The organism is Shewanella psychrotolerans (assembly GCF_019457595.1).
Taxonomy (GTDB): Bacteria; Pseudomonadota; Gammaproteobacteria; order Enterobacterales; family Shewanellaceae; genus Shewanella; species Shewanella psychrotolerans.
In genome coordinates this window covers 3,081,484-3,102,375 of the sequence record NZ_CP080419.1, presented here as the reverse complement: position 1 = coordinate 3,102,375, position 20,892 = coordinate 3,081,484, and the positions used below count along the sequence as shown (strand labels likewise).

Sequence of the window (20,892 nt, the reverse complement as noted above, 5' to 3'; positions counted from 1 at the left end):
ACTATCGTCTACATATCACATGAGGCGTTGTTCTATTTGCGCTGTATTAAGGTGAGTTTGGATTGTGATGAATTGCTAATAGGAGCGAGAGGTCAGGTTAACTTTTGCTCAATTGCATTGGCTGAATCGTAATTCTTTCTGTGTTGTTGATAAGTGAAGTATTTTTTACAAATAATTCTGCTAAACTCACACTGATGTTATCAACTTGATAATAATAACTAAGATTGATATGAATCAAGATACGCTATTTGCACTTCTCGAAAATGCAGCACTATTGTTGATATTGGTTTTTATTTATGATGCGGTGCCTCGTCAGCAGCGTAATGAACATTTTTTGCTTTGGCGTTTATCCACTGGAATGGTGATCGGTCTGGTGACCGTTGTTACCATGCTTGCTTCTTGGGAATATGAGCCTGGTATTTTTATCGATACACGTACTGTCGTGTTAGCCATTTCGGGCCTTTTCTTTGGCGGCTTGCCTACCTTTATCGCGACATCAATTGGGATCGGTTACCGCTTAATTGAGGGCGGTGCGGCGGTGTTTTCCGGTAGCGTCGCCATGTTGTTTGCTGGCGTGGTTGGTTATCTGTGGCGTTATTACCGTAAGAATCAAATTGCAGATATGGCATTCAAAGAATTGTATTTCTTTGGTTTTATAGTGCATTTAGTCGTTTTGACGTCCTTTTTTATTCTGCCATCCGAGCTTTATTCAAGCATATTATCTCAAATCACTTTACCTATTTTCTTGTTATTTCCTCTGGTAACAGCGCTTATTGGAATGATGTTATCTCGCCGATTTGAAATAGAACGCGATGCCAAGATCCAATTACAAGATGATTTTATTTTTCGAACCCAATTTGATATCGGCAATATGGGGATTGCGATCACCACTGTCGATAGAGATTGGATTAAGGTTAACCCTCGATTATGTAAAATGCTTAAATACAGTGAGAAGGAGTTGTTAACCTTAACTTGGTCCGATCTAACCTACTTTGAGGATCTCAAAGCTGACGAATCGCAATTTCAGAAAATGTTAAGGGGCGAGATTGATGCCTATGAAATGGACAAACGTTTTGTCGCTAAAAATGGAGAGATCGTCTACACCCATATGACCGTCGCTTGTCGCCGCATAAACAAGGGCGTCGAAATGGTGATCGCTGGATTTATCGATATCACCTTGCATAAGCAAGCTGAAATGGAGGTTAGAACCAATCAAGAACGTTTATCTTTGGTACTAGAGAGCAGCAACCTTGGTTTTTGGGATTGGGATATTAAGACCAATGAAGTCAAGCGCAATCCTTGGTGTGCTGATTTATTAGGTTGCGATTTCGAACGTTTAAATAAAGATAGCCGGCTTTGGCAAGACGCTATTCATCCCCAAGATAGAATGGTTTTTTTGACCTCGATAGATAACCATCTTACGGGGAAGACGGAGAGTCATAATCTAGAGTATCGGCTCATTAGTTTCACCGGTGAAGAGCATTGGATATTCGATTCTGGAAAAGTGGTTAGTCGTGATATTAATGGCGTGCCGCTAAGGATGTGTGGTATTCACGCTGATATTACTGAGCGTAAACAGGTACAGGAATCGCTAGAGCTTGCCGCATCTGTTTATAACAACTCTAGTGAGGCCATGAGTGTACAAGATCTCAACGGCAATATTATTACCATTAACGCTGCTTTTACGAGTATCACGGGGTATGACGAGCATGAAGTCCTCAGCAAACACATTAGTATCTTAGAATGCGACCAAAATAAGCAGCAATATGCAGAGCTTGAAAGCGCTATTAGGGAACACGGCTATTGGCAGGGAGAGCTGTGGTTAAAAAATAAGCTTGGCAATGAATTTATGGTGTGGCTGACCCTTAATAGTATTTATGACAAGCATGGTGAGGTATTTCGTCGAGTTGCGTTGTTTTCTGATATTACGGAAAAGAAACAAGCTGAGCATATTATTTGGAAGCAAGCCAACTATGATCCGCTTACAGGATTGCCCAATCGGCGTATGTTACTTGAATATCTAAGCACCGAAATATTACGTATCGATCGTAACCAGAGCCATTTTGCTTTGATGTTTCTTGATTTAGACTTTTTTAAAGAGGTTAATGATACGTTAGGCCATGATATGGGCGATCTCCTGCTACAGGAAACCGCTAAGCGTCTTAAGAGCTGTATTCGAGAATCTGATGTTGTCGCTAGATTAGGTGGCGATGAGTTTACTGTCGTACTCTCTGCGGTAGACTCGCCTCGAGGTATAGATCGTGTTGCTCAAGGGATTTTAGAGAGGATTGCTGAACCCTATAATTTAGGGGATGAGACTGCTTATATCAGCGCTAGTATCGGTATCACCATCTATCCAGATGATGCGACAAGTATCGATAGCTTACTTAAGCATGCCGATCAGGCCATGTATGCGGCTAAAGAGCAAGGCCGTAATCGTTTTCATTATTTTACCCCGTCTATGCAGGAATATGCACATTATCGTATGGCGTTGATCAAAGATTTGCGTAATGCCATAGGCCGAAAAGAGTTTGAGATCTACTATCAGCCAATTATCGATATGGAAAATGGTCAAGTACATAAAGCTGAGGCGCTGATTCGCTGGAATCATCCTGAGCGGGGAATGGTCTCTCCTGGAGAGTTTATTCCCGTCGCTGAAGAAACCGGACTGATTAATGATATCGGGAACTGGGTTTTTGAAAAAGCCGCTCAACAGTCGGCGCGTTGGCGCAGTGAATTTGGGGTAGAGATCCAGATCAGCATTAATAAATCACCAGTCCAATTTAGGGATGAAGGTGACGTCTTTGTCAGTTGGCTGGCACTGTTAAGGCATTTAGATCTGTCTAGTAATGCGATTTGTGTCGAGATCACAGAAGGGCTCCTGCTAGATGCTTCAATGGGGGTAACCGACAAATTACTTGCGTATCGAGATGCGGGGATTCAAGTGTCGCTCGATGATTTTGGTACCGGTTATTCTTCACTGGCTTATTTGAAAAAGTTCGATATCGATTACCTAAAGATCGATCAATCCTTTACCCGAAATCTAGAGTCAGATAGTGACGGCGTTGCCTTGTGTGAAGCGATTATTGTCATGGCTCATAAGTTAGGGATTAAGGTGATAGCAGAAGGCGTAGAGACTCGTTATCAACAGCAGATCTTAGCCGATGCAGGATGTGATTTTGGTCAAGGATACCTGTTTTCTAAGCCCATGCCATTAGCCGAGTTTGAGGCGCTTTATTTGAAAAAATAGCCAGCCGAGTAATGCCAAAATGTGGTGCATTCGGGTTTCAAATTATATTGCTCGGTAAATTAAGGTAGCGTATTTGGGTTGCTTTTAGCCTCTGGCCTACGTGGCCTTGGGGGATCTGTTTTCGGTATTCATTTTGTTATTTGATCATTTTTCACGCTTTTATGCTAATGCTTGTTATCCTTATTATGCGGTTTTTGGTAGACTCCGCGCTCACTTTTGATGCAATTCCCCAAGACCTGCGAGCTTAATATGAACTTTGATTCTCTCTCTTTACATCCTCTGTTGATCCAAGCAACGGCGCTTTGTGGCTATACCCGCTTGACTGAGGTGCAATCAAAAGTCATTCCAACAGCCTTGCAAGGTTTAGACGTAATGGCTTGTGCCGAGACTGGCACGGGTAAAACCGCTGCGTTTAGTCTTCCTTTTTTACATCGTTTGCTTCAAGAAGATAAGCCAAAGGGGACGCTTAGGGTATTAGTCTTGACGCCGACACGTGAATTAGCCATTCAGGTTGGCGAGAGTATTCACAAATATAGTCAGTTAACCACGTTAAAATCGGTCGCTGTGTATGGCGGTGCGAATATCAATCCACAGCGTAAAGCATTAGCGCAAGGTGTAGATATATTGGTCGCTACTCCTGGCCGTTTGTTTGATCTTATTGGTCAGCATGGGCTAGATCTTTCTTCGGTTGATCATCTGGTTATCGATGAGGCTGACCGTATGTTAGATCTCGGCTTTGTAAAGGATATCGAGCGAGTTAAAACCTTAGTCGCGAAACAACATTCTACTCAACTTTTTTCGGCAACATTTAGCAATGGCATTAAGGTGCTCGCGACTAAGATGCTCAATAATCCAGAGTGGATTAATGTTACCCAAAACACGACGGCCAGCATGATTAAGCAAGAGGTCTATATCCTTGATAAACGGCGTAAGGCTGAACTGCTCGCGGAGCTTATTGGCCGTAATAATTGGCAGCAGGTACTTGTCTTTGTTAGCAGTAAAGAGAGCGCTGAATCGTTGCATAAAGAGTTGAAGCTCGATGGGATTAACAACGCAGTCTTTCATGGTGATAAAACCCAAGGAGCTCGAAATCGGGCGCTTGAGCACTTTAAGTCTGGTTCGCTCAGAGTCATGGTGGCAACGGATGTGGCGGCTCGCGGATTAGATATTGAAGCATTGCCCCTTGTCATCAATCTTGAGCTGCCGTTAGATGCAGAAGACTATGTTCATCGCGTGGGGCGAACTGGACGAGCAGGGCTTGCGGGACATGCCATCTCTTTTGTCGCGTTAAACGATGAAAAGATGCTGCAGGAGATTGAAGCGCTTATTGGTCAAACGTTGCCGCGTCAGGTTATCCCTGGTTATGAGATTGGTGCGCCTTTACCTGAACGTTACCGCAAGTTGGATGTTGAAACGACGACTAAGCCTAAAGGGCATCAGCGCCGTAAATCCTCTTCCGGCCGCAGTAGTCAAGGTAATAGTTACGACAGTCGCCGAGCTAATAAGTCGCGTAAAGTATAATTTAAGGGAATGAAGCTTCCCGAGCTTTGGAGTTCGTTTCAATGATAGTAAAACCTATCGCTACCCATGTAATTACAGGCTTTTTAGGTGTGGGTAAAACGAGTTTTATTAAGTACTTGTTAGCCAATAAGCCCAGCGATGAAGTGTGGGCGATATTGGTTAATGAGTTCGGTGAAATTGGCATCGATGTTGGATTAATCGATAACCAGTCGGGTCAGGTGACAATAAAAGAGGTTGCCGGTGGTTGCTTGTGCTGTGCTGCTGGCGTACCCACCCAAGTAGCAGTTAATCAACTTATTGCTAAGGCTAAACCAGATAGATTGTTGATCGAACCCACGGGGTTAGGCCATCCTAAAGCGATAATTGAAACCTTAATGCAACCTCACTTTCAACAGGTTATAGCGCTTAAATCTTCAATCTGCCTTGTCGATGCTCGTAAGGTAAGCGACAGTCGCTATCGACAAAACGACACCTTTAATCAGCAGTTAGCGATTGCTGACCTTATCCTTGCCACCAAAACCGATCTGCTTGAGCAAAACGATCTCACTAATTTGCATCGTTACCTTGAAGCCAAATCGATTGATAAACAGGTTGTTGCCGTTAGCTTATTAGATAAGCCCGTGCAGGTAGAGCAAACTGAGCTGTTTGAATGGTTATCTACCCATTATCTGCAACGTGCCTCGGCGATGGTCTCATTTTCAGGGCTGGCAGCAGAGACAATGCCAGAGTCACTATTTCGATCGTCACCATTACAAGCTGCGCCTGAACAACAATCGGTATCATTTGATCCGCAGGGTGTGTATCGCAGCGGTAATAAGATAGATGATATCTATAGTGCTGGATGGGTATTCGATTGTTATTACGAATTTGATTTTACTGCGCTGTTAAGTTGGGTTAAAGCGCAGCACTGTTTGCGTTTAAAGGCGGTGGTTATTTGTGATGAAGGCATCGCGGGGCTCAATTATGTTGATGAGCAGCTTAGCGTGATAGAGCTTGATGATGCAATGGACTCGCGTATAGAGCTTATTAGCGAGCAACCCATCAACCTTGTTGAGATGGAACAACAATTGATGATGCTATCTAAACGGGTTGTCCTCTGATATCTCTGACGTGACCTAGTGGTCTAAATATTTAAATAGAACTTTTCATATGCCTGTCGTCGACAATGATCAAGCCTTAGCTACCGACCCCATTCCTACGCTCGTATGGCGTTACACCATACCGACCATCTTATCTATGTTGGTGACAGGAGTTTATGTCGCCATTGATGGCATGTTTGTCGGCCATTACTTGGGTGACGTGGGACTTGCAGGGATGATGTTGGCTTATCCCGTTGGTGCTGTGCTCTATGCCGTTGGTGCGCTGCTTGGTATGGGCGGAGCTTCTTTGGTATCGATCAACTTGGGTCGTAATGATGCAGCAAGAGCGCGAAAAATATTGGGTAATACCTTTACCTTGTGTTTAATTTCTGGCGTATTATTTGCTTTGGGAGGCACCTTATTTAGTCGAGCGATCTTGGCTTGGCTAGGCGCGGAAGGCGAGGTGTTGCAAAGCGCTAACGATTACCTATTTTGGTATTTTGTTTTAGGTGTGTTTCCCATATTGGCTATCGCTTTTAGTGCGCTGTTGAGAAACGATGGTAGACCCGGCTTCGTCACCTACGTATTGATTATTAGTGGCTGTTTAAATGCGTTGCTAGACTGGTTATTTATCGTTGGCTTTCCCTTTGGTCTTGCTGGCGCTGCGATTGCGACGATGATCTGCCAGGCATTAACAGCCTTATTATGTTTACAGCATTTTTTTACCGCTAAGACGCGTCTTAGGATCACCTTTGAGCAGATGACATTAACCTTAGATCACTGCTTAAATATCGTTAGGGTTGGTTTTCCTAGTTTCTTGATGAACCTCTACCTATCGATTGTGCTGACACTGCACAATACCGCATTCCTTTGGGTCGGTGGTCCTATTCATGTGGCGGCTTATGGTGTCGTCAGTTATACCGAAGCGCTCTTTTATTTAGTGTTTGAAGGGATCGCTTTTGGCACTCAACCTATCTTCAGTTTTAATGCGGGCGCGAATCGATTCGACAGGGTATTTAGAACTTTTAAAATTGCCATCATGATGACCCTTGTCACGGCTGCTGTTGGGCTGCTATTTATCTATATTGTCCCTGAGTATCTCGTCTACATCTTTGCTGGTGATAACCCAGAGTTGACACCTGTCGCCATTGAGGGGATGCGGCTTTATTTCTGGGGGCTCCCGTTTGAGGGATTAATCCTAGTTGGTGCGGCTTTCTTCCAAGCAATTAATAGGTCAAAAGAAGCCTCTATGCTTACAGGCAGTAAATTACTGTTAATTGCAGTGGTGATTTATTTGTTTGCCTGGATTTTTGGGGTCACTGGGGTTTGGATATCCTTGGCGTGTTGCAGTTTGGTACTGACATTTTGGATGGTAAGTCGTCTGCGAAAACTGTCTGACCATTTAAGTTAATTCATATTACTGTTAGGATGTTGTGGCACATATTGTATCTGGTTATGCCGATTTGAAATTGGCTTTACCTAGTGGCATAGTGCGGGTTTATACCGCAAGCTCAAGTGTAATATCAATTGCAATATTTGAGGTTAAACGGAAGGTTTAATCAGAGTTCACAAATAAGGATATTTGTTTATGGTTTTAAAGTTTCAAGTCGTCGCAATTGCGTTTAGTGCACTGATAAGTGTTAGTTCCCTCGTAAATGCCTCTCCATTTAGCGAAAGCTATGCCGCATATCAGCGGGCGATAGATGCTGCCGATACTGATGCTGCGGTGAAATACGCTAAACAGGCTTATGAATTCGGCCAAGGTTATTTTGAGAGGGATAGTCTTGATGTCATTCATCTAGAACTCAATCTAGCCACTGCTCTGCAGCAAAATGGCGATGATAAGTTAGCATTTCAACATTTTGATCGTGTGATAAAGGCCTATCGTAAGCAAGTTGGGAGTAATGCGATTGAGCTTGTCGATCCTCTTATTGGCGCTGCGCAGACCATTGCCGCTTCTGAAGAGAAGAAGCGTTTATTTAAACTGGCTATTGAAATAGCTGAAGATGCTGAAAAACCTCTGTTGGTGGCTGAGCTTAAGATGCTGGCCTTCAACGAACTTGCTCCGACTCCTGTCTATACTCGTGACATTCGCGACTATGCATTAGAGGCCCATGAAATTTATAGCGCCCTGTTACCCGCCGATGCCATTGAGCGAGTGAAAGCCACATTTTCAGCGGGAATGATTAAGGCTGCGCAACATAAGAATAGCCAAGCGATAACGTACCTTGAAGAGGTCGTTAAGCAGTTTTCTGTGCTTGATTACAGTCATCCCTATCAACTTGCCGCACATGCGCGTTTAGTTGAGCTTTATGAGGCTGAGGGGGCGAGTGATAAATCAACTCAGCACTGTATCGCTATCGGCAGCATGACGCCGTGGAACGATACCCAAGAGCAGACGCCATTGTTTAGAAAGCCTCCTCGTTATCCGATTGCTTATGCTCTCGATGGTAAAGAGGGCTGGGCTCAGATGTCGTTTACGGTCGATGAGCAGGGGTTTGTGAAAGATCCAGTTCTGTTGGCCTCTGAAGGTGGAAAATTGTTTGCTAGGGAGTCTCTTAAAGCGATTAAACAGTGGCGTTATGCGCCAAAGTTTGTTGATGGTAAACCGGTTGCTGCCGAGGCAACGGTGCAGCTAGACTTTTCGTTAGGTCGTTAAACTCTCAATATTTAGATAAAATAAAGCCTCAGATAAATCGCTGGGGCTTTATGTTTGGTTTTATTTGGTTGTATAAAAGCGTTAAAACAGTTTACTTCCCCATCCCAGCTTATTTCTCAATACGTGAAAGTAGTTATAGCCTTTTGGATGGATTAAGCGCAGGCGCTCTTGGCTGCGACTGATAATAATTTCATCACCAGGCAATACTGGCAGGGCAACATGTCCATCACAACTCACTTCTAATGTGTCACCATTATCGGGAGAAACCACCAGTTTGATGGTGCTACAGGCATCGACGACTATTGGGCGACACGAGAGTGTATGGGGGAACATAGGCACCAAGATCAGGGCTTCTAAATTCGGGGTGAGAATCGCACCGCCTGCCGATAGTGAATACGCTGTCGATCCTGTGGGTGTTGAAACGATCATTCCATCAGCGCGTTGGCTGTACATGAACTTGTCATCAATATAGACTTCAAATTCAATCATATGAGCAATTTTACCAGGATGGAGTACAGTTTCATTAACTGCGGTATTACTCGATTTTACGATGCCGTGGCGATGTACCTCTGATTCGAGTAAGAATCGATGCTCAGTTTCATAATCCCCTTGTAATACTTTACCTAAGGCTTCTTCAAAGTTATCGGGTGCTAAGTCCGTTAAGAAACCCAAATTACCACGGTTGACCCCAATAACGCCTATGTCGAAACGTGCTAATACACGTGCGGCACCGAGCATATTACCGTCGCCACCAACAACAATCGCAAGATCGCAATATTCGCCAATTTGTAGCAGGTCAACGGATTTGACGTGAGTGCCAATTTCAGTGGCAATTCTTTCTTCAACATAAACATCAAGACCTTGCATCGTTAGCCAATGATGCAAGCGCTTTAAGGTTTTGTGTGTGCCAGTATGGTGTGGTTTGCCAATTAAGCCAATTGTTTGGAACGCTTTGCTCATATTTGTCTTTGATCCATGCCTTAGGGCTTGAAACCTCAAATTTGATCCCCATAATATGCCCAGAGCATGCAGAAACAAAGCATTTTTAGCTGGAGTAACAATGAGCAACGAATCAAGCAAAGCACAAGAGCCACAAATTGAAGAAACCATCGACCCACAAATGGAAACTGAAGTGGTTGAAGATCCAGCCAGTTTGATGGATGAACTTACCCAAGCTAATTTTCGTGTAGAAGAGCTTGAACAGGCGCTAACGGCTGCTGAAGCTAAAGTTGAAGAGCAGAAAGATTCTGTAATTCGAGCTGCTGCGGAAGTGGATAATGTTCGCCGCCGCGCAGCGATGGATGTTGAAAAGGCGCATAAGTTTGCCCTAGAAAAGTTTGCCAACGAACTTTTACCTGTCATTGATAACATGGAGCGTGCGCTTCAAGGAACCAATGCCGAAGATGAAGCGACCAAGGCAATTTATGAAGGGGTGGAGTTGACGCTGAAGAGTTTCACTAGCGCAGTTGAAAAGTTTGGTTTAACTCAGGTTGATCCTCAAGGAGAAGCGTTCAATCCTGATCATCATCAGGCCATTGGTATGCAGCCTAGCGCAGAGTTTCCTGCCAATACGGTGATGTTGGTGATGCAAAAAGGTTATATGCTCAATGAGCGTCTGCTGCGTCCTGCTATGGTCATGGTGTCTCAAGGTGGCGGCTCTGTCGATACCCAAGCCTAATTTGAGAAAATCGATAAATGACTAACATTTGGGAGTCATCTCAATCAAGATAAGTCATTTATCACCAAGTTTAGATATGAAAAAGGCCTCAGTTTGAGGCCTTTTTGCTTAATCGACGCTTTGTTTAATCAACTATCTAAAGGTGATTATTCGCTAAGGTATTGATTAATTTGCGCTAAGATCCCTTCACCATCCAGCTTGAGCTCTGCCAAAATTTCCTCTGAATTACCGTGTTTGATGAATTCATCGGGGAGACCGATATTAAGCACTGGCATTGGCAACTTCATTTTTTGCAATAGTTCGAGCACACCCGATCCCGCGCCCCCCATCACTGCGTTTTCTTCCACTGTTACTAGGAGTTCGTGGCTGGTGGCGAGCTGTTTAATTAACTCTGCATCTAACGGTTTAACAAAGCGCATATCAGCCAGCGTTGCATCTAATGTCTCGGCTGCGTGAGATGTTGACGCCAAGGTGGTACCAAAGTTGAGGATAGCGATCTTCTTACCTTGACGTTTAATCAGACCCTTACCAATTTCAAATGCGGTCATTGCTTCCACTTGAGGTTCGCCAGTGGCACTGCCTCTAGGGTAACGGATTGCCGTTGGGCCATCGTTATAGCAGTAGCCAGTGTAAAGCATTTGCCGACATTCATTTTCATCAGATGGCGCCATGATCACCATATTAGGAATGGTGCGCATAAAGCTTAAGTCAAATGCCCCTTGGTGGGTTGGACCATCCGCGCCGACAATACCGCCACGGTCGATAGCAAAGATCACAGGCAGTTTTTGCAGTGCAACATCATGAATTAACTGATCGTAGCCGCGCTGCAAGAAGGTTGAGTAAATCGCGACCACGGGCTTGTATCCTTCACAGGCAAAACCGGCCGCCAAGGTGACAGCGTGTTGCTCGGCAATTGCCGCATCAAAATATTGCCCTGGAAAACGTTGAGAAAACTCCACCATGCCAGAGCCTTCTCGCATGGCTGGGGTAATACCCAATACTTTTTCATCTTTCTCTGCCATATCACATAGCCAGCGGCCAAACACTTGTGAAAAGGTAGGGTTTGATGGCTTTGAAGCGGGTTTAGCAAAGGTTGATGGATCAAATTTGGGGACAGCATGCCAGCCAATAGGGTCTTTCTCTGCAGGCTCATAACCACGACCTTTCTTGGTCATGATATGGAGTATTTGTGGCCCGGAGAGATTGCGCATGTTACGCATGGTCTCGACTAAGGCATCGACATCATGGCCATCGATTGGACCAATATAGTTAAAACCAAGCTCTTCAAACATGGTGCCAGGTACAACCATGCCTTTAAGGTGCTCTTCGGTACGTTTAGCCATCTCTTTAATAACAGGCATGCCTTTAAGCACTTTTTTGCTGTTTTCACGTATGGTGGTATATAAGCGACCAGACATGAGTTGTGCTAAATGATTGTTAAGTGCACCAACGTTTTCCGAAATAGACATCTCATTGTCATTGAGTACCACAAGCATGTCATTGTGCAGATCGCCAGCGTGATTCATGGCTTCAAATACCATACCACCAGTCATGGCACCGTCACCGATAACTGCCACCACTTTGCGCCCAGCTTGCTCTTTTTCAGCGGCAACCGCCATGGCTAAAGCCGCACTGATTGAGGTGCCAGAGTGACCAACACTAAAGGTGTCGTATTGACTTTCTTCACGCCAAGGGAAAGGATGAATCCCACCTTTTTGGCGTATGGTGTGCATTCGATCTCGGCGACCTGTCAAAATTTTATGAGGATAGGCTTGATGGCCTACATCCCAAATCAAACGATCGAAAGGTGTGTTGTAGACATAATGCAAGGCGACCGTTAGCTCTACCGTGCCAAGACCTGATGCAAAATGGCCACTCGAGATACCTACCGATTGCAGTAGATAACTTCTGAGTTCATCAGCAAGTTTTGGGAGCACGCCTTGAGGAAGCTGTCTTAGCTCGTCGGGAGTGTTTGCCTGCGCTAGCACAGGGTATTTCGTTATATCCAAACTCATAGCGAGATTCTTTGGCTCTTTATTATACTCTTCGCTCTATGATGAAACGGGCGAATTCGGCAATTAACTGGCTATTGTATGGTAATTTAGCCAGCGCTGATAGTGCATCGTCGATCAAACTTTTAGCAGTCTCTTGCGCACCCTCTAAACCAAGCAGTTTAGGGTAGGTACTTTTATTTGATTCACAGTCAGAACCTTGAGGTTTACCTAGCTCTTCGGTACTGGCAATAATATCGAGTACGTCATCTTGCACTTGAAAGGCTAAGCCAACCGCATCAGCAAATTCTAACAGGAGTTCTCTGTTTATATCTGTGACGCCAGCGGCAATGATAGGTAATTCAACGGCGCAGCGGATTAACGCCCCAGTTTTTAATCTGTGTAGGCGTTTTAAAGTGTCTAAATCTATGGGGGTGTTCGTCGCGTTAAGATCCATTGCCTGGCCACCACACATGCCTCGGTAACCAGAAGCGTTAGCGAGTGAGCGTATCATTAATACTTGCTGTGTTGGTGTTAACGCCGTCGTTTCTTGGCTGAGGATCTCAAAGGCTAAGGTTTGTAATGCATCGCCAGCTAAAATCGCTGTGGCTTCGTCAAAGGCGATATGTACGGTTGGTTTACCGCGGCGCAGTGCATCATCGTCCATCGCCGGAAGGTCGTCATGAATTAGAGAATAAGCATGGATACATTCTATTGCCGCAGCGCAACTGTCGAGATGTTCCAGTGGCACATTAAGCATCTCGCCTATGGCATAAACCAAAAAAGGTCGAATTCGTTTGCCACCGATTAAGGCGCCATGCTCCATTGCCGCTTTTAATTTCGGCTCGGTATCGTCCTGAGCATTGATAAATAGACGCAGCTGATTATCGACCCGCTGCTGATATTGGGTTATCGCTTCGGTTAGCAATTATTCGCCCTCTGCTAAGTAGGGTTGCAAACTTGGTTGATCATGTTCTTGGGTAAGAATAGACACTTTTTGTTGGGCTTGTTCCAACTTACCTTGGCTATTTCTGACTAAGTTGATACCCCGTTCAAACTGTTTTAACGCATCGTCCAGAGAAACATCTCCCTGCTCTAGCGCGGCAACTATTTGCTCCAATTCCGATAATGATTGTTCAAATGTCAGGTTTTCAGGTTTTTTAGCCACGGTAATATTCCCAAGAAATTAGCGACACACAAAGTATCTTAGTGAACTTCATGGGTCAAATTAGGGTGTCGTATATTTGTGCAATAGCACGATTTACGGAGGAATTTTTATAAAAAATTGAATTTGTAGCTAAACTTGCTTGTAAGCTGTCCGATAACAGAATTAGAACAATATTCAATTTTGTCAGATATTATATCCTAAAGCGATACGTGCGGTTAGGCCTATCAAGGTCAATTAGAGAACTTTATTTTGCTCAACTTTAGCTACAAACCCTATCTTTAGGGAGGATTTGGGGTAAGATCATCAAAACCCTATCTTTGATGTTTTAAAGCTGATTAAAACCTAGACACCTCAGTCGATGTTTTAGAAACAGCCAGTACAATAAATAAGGAACAGTTGTGGATTTAGCGACCCTGATAGGCCTCATTGGTGCATTTGCTTTTATTATCGGAGCTATGGTTAGTAGTGGCGGGATCGCCATTTTCATTGATGTGCCCTCAGTGCTTATCGTTATGATAGGTTCTTTGTTTGTGGTGATGATGAAATACAACCTCAAACAGTTTCTTGGCGCGGTAAAAATTGCAGCCAAAGCGTTTATGTTCAAAATCGACAAACCTGATGTGCTGATAGAGCAGTCAGTCACTATGGCTGATGCCGCGCGTAAAGGTGGCTTTCTCGCATTAGAAGAAGCTGAAATTAGTAATAGTTTTATGCAAAAAGCCGTCGATATGTTGGTTGATGGACACGATGGTGATGTGGTTCGTGAAGCTCTAGAAAAAGATATCGCCCTGACTGAAGAGCGCCATAAAGCGGGGATTGGTATTTTCAGGGCGCTAGGTGATGTCGCACCCGCTATGGGAATGATAGGTACGCTTGTGGGGTTGGTTGCCATGTTGTCGAATATGGATGATCCAAAATCTATCGGACCATCGATGGCCGTTGCGCTACTAACAACCCTGTATGGCGCGATTATCGCCAACATGGTTGCCATTCCTATTGCTGATAAATTGACTTTGCGCATGGGGGAAGAGATGCTCAACCGCAACCTTATTATGGATGCGGTGCTTGCCATTCAAGATGGCCAAAACCCAAGGGTCATCGAAGGGTTCTTGAAGAACTACCTTTCTGAAAAACAACGCCAGATAGATACTACGGACGGGGAATAGCCAGATGGCTAAGAAGCAGAAGTGTGACTGTCCACCCGCAGGTGCTCCCATGTGGTTGGCGACCTTTGCTGATCTGATGTCGCTGCTGATGTGTTTCTTTGTTCTTTTGCTCGCGTTTTCTGAAATGGATGTGATGAAATTCAAGCAAATTGCCGGTTCGATGAAATATGCCTTCGGTGTGCAAAATAAAGTAGAGGTAAAAGATATTCCCAAGGGAACATCGGTGATTGCACTCGAGTTTCGTCCCGGTAAACCAGAGCCAACACCCATAGAGATCATTAACCAGCAAACCAACGAGATGACCGAGCCCACTATTGAAGTTCAGGCTGGTGAAGATGACAGTGCCGGTGGAGTGCAGCAACAACGTGGTGAGCAACGAGGTGGCGAGGCGTCATCTACCGCGCAAGAGCAAGCCGACGCCGAAGCGCAATCTCAATCACAACAGCAACAAGCATCCTCTCAAGATCAGATTAATGATCAAGTGAAGAAAATGGCTCAAGAGCTTAACAAAGAGATTGTCGATGGTGCCATTGAGATCGAGTCTTTAGGGCAGCAGATCATTATTCGAATTAGAGAGAAGGGCGCATTTTCATCCGGTTCAGGATTCTTGCAGCCTAGGTTTAAACCTGTGGTGCGTCGAGTCGGAGAGCTACTTAAAGATGTTCCCGGAATAGTGACAGTGTCAGGTTATACCGATGATATGAATATCAGTAATGAACTTTATAGTTCTAACTGGGATCTGTCGAGTAAACGTGCGGTTGCTGTGGCTCATGAGTTGATTAAAGTCAAAGGGTTTGATGATACACGTATGAAGGTGGTTGGAATGGCAAGTTCGGCACCATTGGTGCCTAACGATTCAGCCGATAATCGTGCACGAAATCGCCGGGTTGAAATTGCTATTGAGCAAGGTAAGGCAAAAGAGTCGGATGAGATATTGGTTGGCCAGTAACCTTTAAGTGAACGATTGATATAACAAAACAGGCCCTCATCGAGGGCCTGTTTTGTTTAAGATCTCTAAAATTGTCATCTTTTACTGCGGCTCGATAGGCATTTGCATACTGACCTTGGTATAATAACAAAATTGCTGTCTAAATTTATTCCCTCGGAACCTCCATGAAATTTATCGTAAAACTGTTTCCTGAAATCATGATGAAAAGCAAACCGGTAAGAATGCGCTTTACCAAGATGCTTGAAACTAATATTCGTAATGTGCTTCGAAAAGTCGACGACGATGCAAAAGTGCAGCGTCAGTGGGACAAAATCATGGTCAAGGTGCCTGCCGATAAGCCTGAAATGGTTGCTATTTATGCGGAACGTTTAGCATGTATTCCAGGGATCGCCCATGTACTGCAAGTCAAAGAGAGTACTTTTGAATCGATTGATGATATTTATCAACAGACGTTACCAATTTATAAAGATCTCCTTGCGGGTAAAACTTTCTGTGTTCGAGTAAAACGTAGCGGTAAGCATGACTTTAACTCAATTGAGGTGGAACGTTATGTTGGTGGTGGATTGAATCAATTTACCGATGCTGCAGGCGTTAGACTTAAAAACCCTGATATGACGGTTAATATAGAAATCGATAGAGAGAATCTCTATTTGGTTGAAAAGCGGATTGACGGGCTTGGTGGCTTCCCTATGGCCACGCAGGAAGATGTATTGTCATTGATTTCAGGTGGATTCGACTCAGGTGTATCGAGCTACCAGTTTATTAAGCGTGGCTCTCGAACTCATTACTGCTTCTTTAATCTTGGTGGTGATCAACATGAGATAGGTGTTAAGCAGGTTGCTTATCATTTATGGCAAAAATATGGTGAGTCGCATAAGGTTAAGTTTATTTCTGTTCCCTTCGATCCTGTGGTCACCGAAATCCTAGAAAAAATCGATAACGGCCAAATGGGCGTCATATTAAAACGTATGATGATGCGTGCGGCTACCCGCGTCGCCGATAAAATGGGCATTCAAGCGTTAGTGACTGGTGAAGCGATGGGCCAGGTTTCTAGCCAAACATTGACTAATCTGAATGTTATTGACCGTTGTACCGAGATGTTGATTCTGCGCCCGCTGATCGTGATGGACAAACAGGATATCATAAACATTAGTCGTCAGATCGGTACCGAAGATTTTGCGAAATCGATTCCTGAATATTGTGGCGTGATTTCACAAAAGCCAACCGTGAAAGCGGTACTATCTAAAATCGAAGCCGAAGAGGCTAAGTTCTCTGAAGATCTATTAGATAGAGTTATTGAAGCGGCAGAAATTATCGATATAAGAGAGATTGCAACGAGCATGGATACTAAAATCACTGAAACTGAGACAGTCGATACGATTAGTGGCGGCGAAGTTGTTGTTGATATACGCGCTCCAGAAGAGGAAGAGCAAAGTCCTCTGGCTATCGATGGGGTGGAGATTAAAGCGATTCCTTTCTTTAAGCTTGCGACTAAATTTGCAGATTTAGATAAAGATAAGACTTACCTGCTTTATTGCGATAGAGGCGTGATGAGTAAGCTTCAAGCGCTATATCTACAAGAACAAGGGTATAACAACGTTAAAGTGTATCGTCCTTAATCGTTTTACTCCTAGAAATAATAAAACCACCATTCCGTTAGATGGTGGTTTTTTTTGGTTATCCTTCGGTGTCAGCAGATACATTCAGCGGAGCTGAAGATACAAAAAAGCCGCATCGGCTGCGGCTTTACATTATCTATTCGAATTACGCGATAAGGCGTTACTCAGTGCGTTGAGCATTGAAGGTTGTTGGCTGTTCATCTTTTTCTGCAATTAGAACAGCGTTAACATCCTCATTGATATCCTGTTGCATCTGGGCTAATCCTTCAGCTAATTGAGCGCTGATTGATGCATGTAGATCTGTGGTATCAATAATAATTTCATCGGCACTTACTGCAGTTGAAACAGAAAGTAGTGCGATAGCAAAAACAGTTTTAAGGTTAATCATAGTGGTGCTTCCGGGCGGCTAACTAAGGTGTCAGACGCGCCCTAATTAGGTCGTAGAGGCTGTCTAACTTCATATGTTTCATTGGCACAAAATTTAACCAAAAATGCGTTTCTTTACAAACGATAAAATGTAACAATGAGGATTAGAAAAACTAATCGAAATGTGAGTCAAGGATCATTATGTCTAGACGTTTACCTCCCCTAAATGCGGTTAAAGCATTTGAAGCCGCGGCAAGGCATTTGAGTTTCACTCGAGCAGCGGAAGAACTTTTTGTAACGCAAGCTGCTGTTAGTCATCAGATTAAGGCATTAGAGGAGTATTTAGGTCTTAAACTCTTTCGTCGTAAAAATAGATCTTTGCTGCTCACCGAAGAGGGGCAGGGCTACTTTCTCGATATAAAAGATATTTTTGTGCAACTGGCCGATGCAACAGATCGTTTACTTGCCCGAAGTGCTATAGGTTCACTAACGGTCAGTACTTCACCCAGTTTTGCAATTCAGTGGCTGGTTCCAAGATTAGCTAACTTCAGTGAAAAGAATCCTGACATCGATGTGAGGATCAAGGCTGTCGATAGTGAATCTAGCTCACTTACTGATGATGTGGATGTTGCTATCTATTATGGTATGGGCAATTGGTCAGGTGTTCGTGCCGATAAGCTGCGTAATGAGGTATTGATCCCTGTATGCTCGCCTATGCTACTTAATGGACCTAAGCCATTATCACAGCCAAGCGATCTTAAATTTCACACCCTATTGCACGACTCTAGCCGTCAAGATTGGCAGGCATGGTTTAGACAATGTGGGATTAATGATATTAATGTGAACCAAGGTCCTATTTTTAGCCATTCGTCCTTAGTGCTGCAAGCTGCGGCTCATGGTCAAGGGGTCGCGCTCGGTTATAGTGTATTAGCACGTCCTGATATTAAGGCTGGTCGATTGGTGTGTCCTTTCCCCGAAGTGCTTGTGAGTAAAAATGCCTACTATCTGGTGTGTCTGCAAAATCATGCTGAGATCGGTAAGATCGCCGCATTTAGAGAGTGGATGTTGGATATGTTTGAAGAGGAGTCACGTAGTGAATTGCTGCCAGGTTAATCGAGGAGAGTTGGTCACCATGCTCGGAGCAGGATGATGGACGCGCTATTTACTATTTCATCATCGATGCTGGCAAACGAACTGCCCCAAAGTGAATGCATAGTCGAAGGACCTATTTGTGAGTCTCAATCGGACTTGTCAGACACCTTGATTCTTTTGGCTCATGGCGCTGGAGCCAATATGAACCATGCTTTCATGACGGAGATGGCTAGTGGGCTCGCAGGTAAAGGGATGAACGTTGTGCGCTTTAATTTTCCCTATATGCGAAATAATGCCATCGATGGTAAACGTAGGCCACCAGACAGGGCTCCTAAGCTGTTGATGGATTTTATTTTGCATATAGAAGCTGTTCGCCAGCACTTTAAGCCTGTAAGGCTCATCCTAATGGGGAAATCTATGGGGGGGCGTATGGCCGCTATGGTTGCTAGCGAGGCGCTTGTCGATGGGGTGATATGTTTAGGATATCCATTTGTCCCACCAAAAGGCGGTGAGCCGAGATTCGAGCCTATCGCAAACAGTAAGGCTCCTCTGTTAGTGATTCAGGGAGAGAGAGATAAATTTGGTGCAAAAGGCGAAGTGGAAACTTGGCTCGCACCATATTCTGCTCAATTAGCCTGGTTAACCGACGGTGATCATAGTTTTGTACCAAGGAAGTCGTCAGGCACCACGCAAGCGGCTAATCTTGAGCAGGCTATATCTCACAGTGTTAGTTTTATTAGGGGGTTAAATGCGTAAGGGATTTTTTTTAATGGCCGCATTAAGTGGCTTTATGGCTGTTGCACTTGGCGCGTTTGCTGCTCATGGGCTCAAGAGTGTTACCACAGGTGAGATGATTGCCATTTTTAATCTTGGCGTTGAGTACCAGTTTTACCACACCTTCGCATTGATCGCGGTGGCTTTTAGTGGACATTGGTTAACGTCTCGTCTAATCGATTGGGCGGGTTATCTATTTTTACTTGGGATAGTGCTGTTTTCTGGTTCTCTCTACCTCTATGCATTATTAGGGGTCAAATGGACTGGACCTATCACACCGATGGGCGGTGTATGTTTCTTGCTTGGTTGGTTACTCATTGCGGTTGCCGTTTGGCGCAATCGGGTGGTTGAACTCGATGATTAAGCTATCTTGGATTGAATTAAGATAATCGTATTCATTTTAGAGAAAGTGTAGAATGGCGGCCAATTGCTTTGGTCGCCATTTTTTATTCAGGAAGTTCTGATGATTAACCTATTTTTATATTGCCGTGCCGGCTACGAAAAAGAGTGTGCCGCTGAGATACAACAGCGTGCGGCTGAATTGGATATTGGTGGCTTTGTTAAAACCAACAAGAATGATGCCTATGTTATTTTCCAGTGTTTTCAAGCGGGTGACGCCGATATATTAGCTAAATCGCTCGATCTCGATTCACTCATTTTTACCCGCCAGATGTTTGCTGCCAATGAATTACTTAAAGCATTACCTGAAGGCGATCGCGTTACTCCAATTGTTGAGGCGTTGGCTAAGGTCAGTAAAGCGGGTGAGCTTAGAGTCGAGACCCCAGATACCAATGAAGCGAAAGAGCTGTCTAATTTTTGTCGTAAGTTTACTGTACCTTTGCGTCAAGCGTTAAAGCGCAGCGGTAGCTTATTAGAAAAAGAGAACCCTAAGCGTCCCATTATCCATGTTTGCTTTGTCGGCTCAGGCACCGCCTATGTCGGATACTCCCTGAGTAATAACAGCTCACCCTACTTTATGGGGATCCCCAGGTTAAAGATGGCTGCTGATGCGCCGAGTCGCTCCACATTAAAGTTGGATGAAGCCTTTATCCACTTTATTCCTAAAGAAGATCAGGAGCAGCGTTTACGCAGCGGGATGAACTCTGTTGATTTAGGTGCGTGTCCTGGCGGTTGGACTTATCAATTAGTTCGTCGCGGTATGTTTGTTGCGGCAGTAGATAACGGGCCGATGGATCAAGGTTTAATGGATACCGGGCAGGTAAAACATTACCAGGCCGATGGATTTCGTTTTGAGCCACCGCGTAAGAACATTTATTGGTTAGTGTGCGACATGGTTGAAAAGCCTTCTCGCGTTGCCGAGCTTATCGAAGCTTGGGCGATTAATGGCTGGTTTAAAGAGGCCATTTTCAATCTTAAGTTGCCGATGAAGAGTCGTTACAAAGAAGTGTCGACGATTTTGGATACGATGAGAAGTATCTTAAAAGAGAATGGTATAGAAGAGTTTCAGCTCTCTTGTAAGCATCTATATCATGATCGTGATGAAGTCACCGTGCATTTATGGTTGCGTCCAAGTGTTGGTTTTTAGGCGACCGTAGCATGTTAAAAAAGCCCCGAATAGT

Annotated in this window: 18 protein-coding genes; 13 read left to right on the top strand and 5 right to left on the bottom strand. The window is 44.3% G+C overall.

The genetic code is table 11. The features are described 5' to 3' along the window. Positions 1-229: 229 nt before the first annotated feature. The 5 genes from K0I62_RS13740 to K0I62_RS13720 all read left to right on the top strand — a co-directional run bounded on the left by K0I62_RS13740 (position 230) and on the right by K0I62_RS13720 (position 8,509). Positions 230-3,250 (top strand): EAL domain-containing protein, encoded by a 3,021-nt coding sequence (locus K0I62_RS13740; protein WP_220068653.1) that lies wholly within the window; start codon positions 230-232, stop codon positions 3,248-3,250. A gap of 249 nt (positions 3,251-3,499) precedes the next feature. Continuing rightward, positions 3,500-4,771, top strand: coding sequence for a DEAD/DEAH box helicase (locus K0I62_RS13735; protein WP_220068652.1), 1,272 nt, complete (start codon positions 3,500-3,502; stop codon positions 4,769-4,771). A gap of 41 nt (positions 4,772-4,812) precedes the next feature. Further along, complete coding sequence (locus tag K0I62_RS13730; RefSeq protein ID WP_220068651.1) at positions 4,813-5,871, top strand: CobW family GTP-binding protein; 1,059 nt, start codon at positions 4,813-4,815, stop codon at positions 5,869-5,871. Positions 5,872-5,920: 49 nt separating this feature from the next. Further along, positions 5,921-7,261 (top strand): MATE family efflux transporter, encoded by a 1,341-nt coding sequence (locus K0I62_RS13725; RefSeq protein WP_220068650.1) that lies wholly within the window; start codon positions 5,921-5,923, stop codon positions 7,259-7,261. 177 nt (positions 7,262-7,438) lie between these two features. Then, positions 7,439-8,509 carry an energy transducer TonB gene (locus tag K0I62_RS13720; RefSeq protein WP_220068649.1) on the top strand — a complete coding sequence of 357 codons (1,071 nt, stop codon included), beginning with the start codon at positions 7,439-7,441 and terminating at the stop codon, positions 8,507-8,509. 81 nt (positions 8,510-8,590) lie between these two features. On the opposite strand, the gene nadK is transcribed toward K0I62_RS13720, so the two are convergent. After that, a complete protein-coding gene (gene nadK / locus K0I62_RS13715; protein WP_220068648.1) occupies positions 8,591-9,469 on the bottom strand; it encodes an NAD(+) kinase in 879 nt (292 codons plus the stop codon). Positions 9,470-9,569: 100 nt separating this feature from the next. On the opposite strand from nadK, the gene grpE reads away from it, so the two are divergent. Continuing rightward, positions 9,570-10,187 (top strand): nucleotide exchange factor GrpE, encoded by a 618-nt coding sequence (gene grpE / locus K0I62_RS13710; protein ID WP_220068647.1) that lies wholly within the window; start codon positions 9,570-9,572, stop codon positions 10,185-10,187. 146 nt (positions 10,188-10,333) lie between these two features. Here grpE and dxs read toward each other — a convergent pair whose 3' ends face one another. From dxs to xseB, 3 genes are read right to left on the bottom strand one after another with little or no spacing between them, the layout of a single operon-like run. Beyond that, the gene (gene dxs, locus K0I62_RS13705; RefSeq protein WP_220068646.1) at positions 10,334-12,202 is read right to left on the bottom strand and encodes a 1-deoxy-D-xylulose-5-phosphate synthase; all 1,869 of its coding nucleotides are present in this window, start codon (positions 12,200-12,202) and stop codon (positions 10,334-10,336) included. Between the two features lie 22 nt (positions 12,203-12,224). After that, entirely contained in the window at positions 12,225-13,106 is an 882-nt protein-coding gene (gene ispA / locus K0I62_RS13700) for a (2E,6E)-farnesyl diphosphate synthase (RefSeq protein WP_220068645.1), read from the bottom strand. Further along, positions 13,107-13,346 carry an exodeoxyribonuclease VII small subunit gene (gene xseB / locus K0I62_RS13695; RefSeq protein ID WP_220068644.1) on the bottom strand — a complete coding sequence of 80 codons (240 nt, stop codon included), beginning with the start codon at positions 13,344-13,346 and terminating at the stop codon, positions 13,107-13,109. A 398-nt stretch (positions 13,347-13,744) separates the two neighbouring features. On the opposite strand from xseB, the gene pomA reads away from it, so the two are divergent. From pomA to thiI, 3 genes are all read left to right on the top strand, one after another. Then, the gene (pomA, locus tag K0I62_RS13690; RefSeq protein WP_220068643.1) at positions 13,745-14,512 is read left to right on the top strand and encodes a flagellar motor protein PomA; all 768 of its coding nucleotides are present in this window, start codon (positions 13,745-13,747) and stop codon (positions 14,510-14,512) included. Positions 14,513-14,516: 4 nt separating this feature from the next. Continuing rightward, positions 14,517-15,461 carry a flagellar motor protein MotB gene (locus K0I62_RS13685; RefSeq protein WP_220068642.1) on the top strand — a complete coding sequence of 315 codons (945 nt, stop codon included), beginning with the start codon at positions 14,517-14,519 and terminating at the stop codon, positions 15,459-15,461. A 164-nt stretch (positions 15,462-15,625) separates the two neighbouring features. Next, a complete protein-coding gene (gene thiI, locus K0I62_RS13680; protein WP_220068641.1) occupies positions 15,626-17,080 on the top strand; it encodes a tRNA uracil 4-sulfurtransferase ThiI in 1,455 nt (484 codons plus the stop codon). Positions 17,081-17,240: 160 nt separating this feature from the next. On the opposite strand, the gene K0I62_RS13675 is transcribed toward thiI, so the two are convergent. Beyond that, entirely contained in the window at positions 17,241-17,468 is a 228-nt protein-coding gene (locus K0I62_RS13675; protein WP_220068640.1) for a hypothetical protein, read from the bottom strand. Positions 17,469-17,647: 179 nt separating this feature from the next. Here K0I62_RS13675 and K0I62_RS13670 point away from each other — a divergent pair, with 179 nt between their 5' ends. The 4 genes from K0I62_RS13670 (at position 17,648) to rlmM (ending at position 20,858) form a co-directional block, all read left to right on the top strand. Next, the gene (locus K0I62_RS13670) at positions 17,648-18,559 is read left to right on the top strand and encodes a transcriptional regulator GcvA (RefSeq protein WP_220068639.1); all 912 of its coding nucleotides are present in this window, start codon (positions 17,648-17,650) and stop codon (positions 18,557-18,559) included. A gap of 36 nt (positions 18,560-18,595) precedes the next feature. After that, positions 18,596-19,294, top strand: a complete 699-nt coding sequence (locus K0I62_RS13665; protein WP_434086852.1) for an alpha/beta fold hydrolase — start codon at positions 18,596-18,598, stop codon at positions 19,292-19,294. After that, positions 19,287-19,676, top strand: a complete 390-nt coding sequence (locus tag K0I62_RS13660; protein ID WP_220068638.1) for a DUF423 domain-containing protein — start codon at positions 19,287-19,289, stop codon at positions 19,674-19,676. Before K0I62_RS13665 ends, K0I62_RS13660 begins: the two co-directional genes overlap by 8 nt. 99 nt (positions 19,677-19,775) lie before the next feature. After that, the gene (gene rlmM / locus K0I62_RS13655) at positions 19,776-20,858 is read left to right on the top strand and encodes a 23S rRNA (cytidine(2498)-2'-O)-methyltransferase RlmM (protein ID WP_220068637.1); all 1,083 of its coding nucleotides are present in this window, start codon (positions 19,776-19,778) and stop codon (positions 20,856-20,858) included. Positions 20,859-20,892 lie beyond the last annotated feature (34 nt).

Excerpts from the sequence above, each read along its gene's own strand:
- K0I62_RS13675 (WP_220068640.1), bottom strand. The coding sequence starts at position 17,468 with ATGATTAACCTTAAAACTGTTTTTGCTATCGCACTACTTTCTGTTTCA.
- rlmM (WP_220068637.1), top strand. The coding sequence starts at position 19,776 with ATGATTAACCTATTTTTATATTGCCGTGCCGGCTACGAAAAAGAGTGT.
- K0I62_RS13735 (WP_220068652.1), top strand. The coding sequence starts at position 3,500 with ATGAACTTTGATTCTCTCTCTTTACATCCTCTGTTGATCCAAGCAACG.
- grpE (WP_220068647.1), top strand. The coding sequence starts at position 9,570 with ATGAGCAACGAATCAAGCAAAGCACAAGAGCCACAAATTGAAGAAACC.
- K0I62_RS13685 (WP_220068642.1), top strand. The coding sequence starts at position 14,517 with ATGGCTAAGAAGCAGAAGTGTGACTGTCCACCCGCAGGTGCTCCCATG.
- K0I62_RS13720 (WP_220068649.1), top strand. The coding sequence starts at position 7,439 with ATGGTTTTAAAGTTTCAAGTCGTCGCAATTGCGTTTAGTGCACTGATA.
- nadK (WP_220068648.1), bottom strand. The coding sequence starts at position 9,469 with ATGAGCAAAGCGTTCCAAACAATTGGCTTAATTGGCAAACCACACCAT.
- K0I62_RS13740 (WP_220068653.1), top strand. The coding sequence starts at position 230 with ATGAATCAAGATACGCTATTTGCACTTCTCGAAAATGCAGCACTATTG.
- K0I62_RS13660 (WP_220068638.1), top strand. The coding sequence starts at position 19,287 with ATGCGTAAGGGATTTTTTTTAATGGCCGCATTAAGTGGCTTTATGGCT.
- K0I62_RS13725 (WP_220068650.1), top strand. The coding sequence starts at position 5,921 with ATGCCTGTCGTCGACAATGATCAAGCCTTAGCTACCGACCCCATTCCT.
- K0I62_RS13730 (WP_220068651.1), top strand. The coding sequence starts at position 4,813 with ATGATAGTAAAACCTATCGCTACCCATGTAATTACAGGCTTTTTAGGT.
- thiI (WP_220068641.1), top strand. The coding sequence starts at position 15,626 with ATGAAATTTATCGTAAAACTGTTTCCTGAAATCATGATGAAAAGCAAA.
- K0I62_RS13670 (WP_220068639.1), top strand. The coding sequence starts at position 17,648 with ATGTCTAGACGTTTACCTCCCCTAAATGCGGTTAAAGCATTTGAAGCC.
- dxs (WP_220068646.1), bottom strand. The coding sequence starts at position 12,202 with ATGAGTTTGGATATAACGAAATACCCTGTGCTAGCGCAGGCAAACACT.
- K0I62_RS13665 (WP_434086852.1), top strand. The coding sequence starts at position 18,596 with ATGGACGCGCTATTTACTATTTCATCATCGATGCTGGCAAACGAACTG.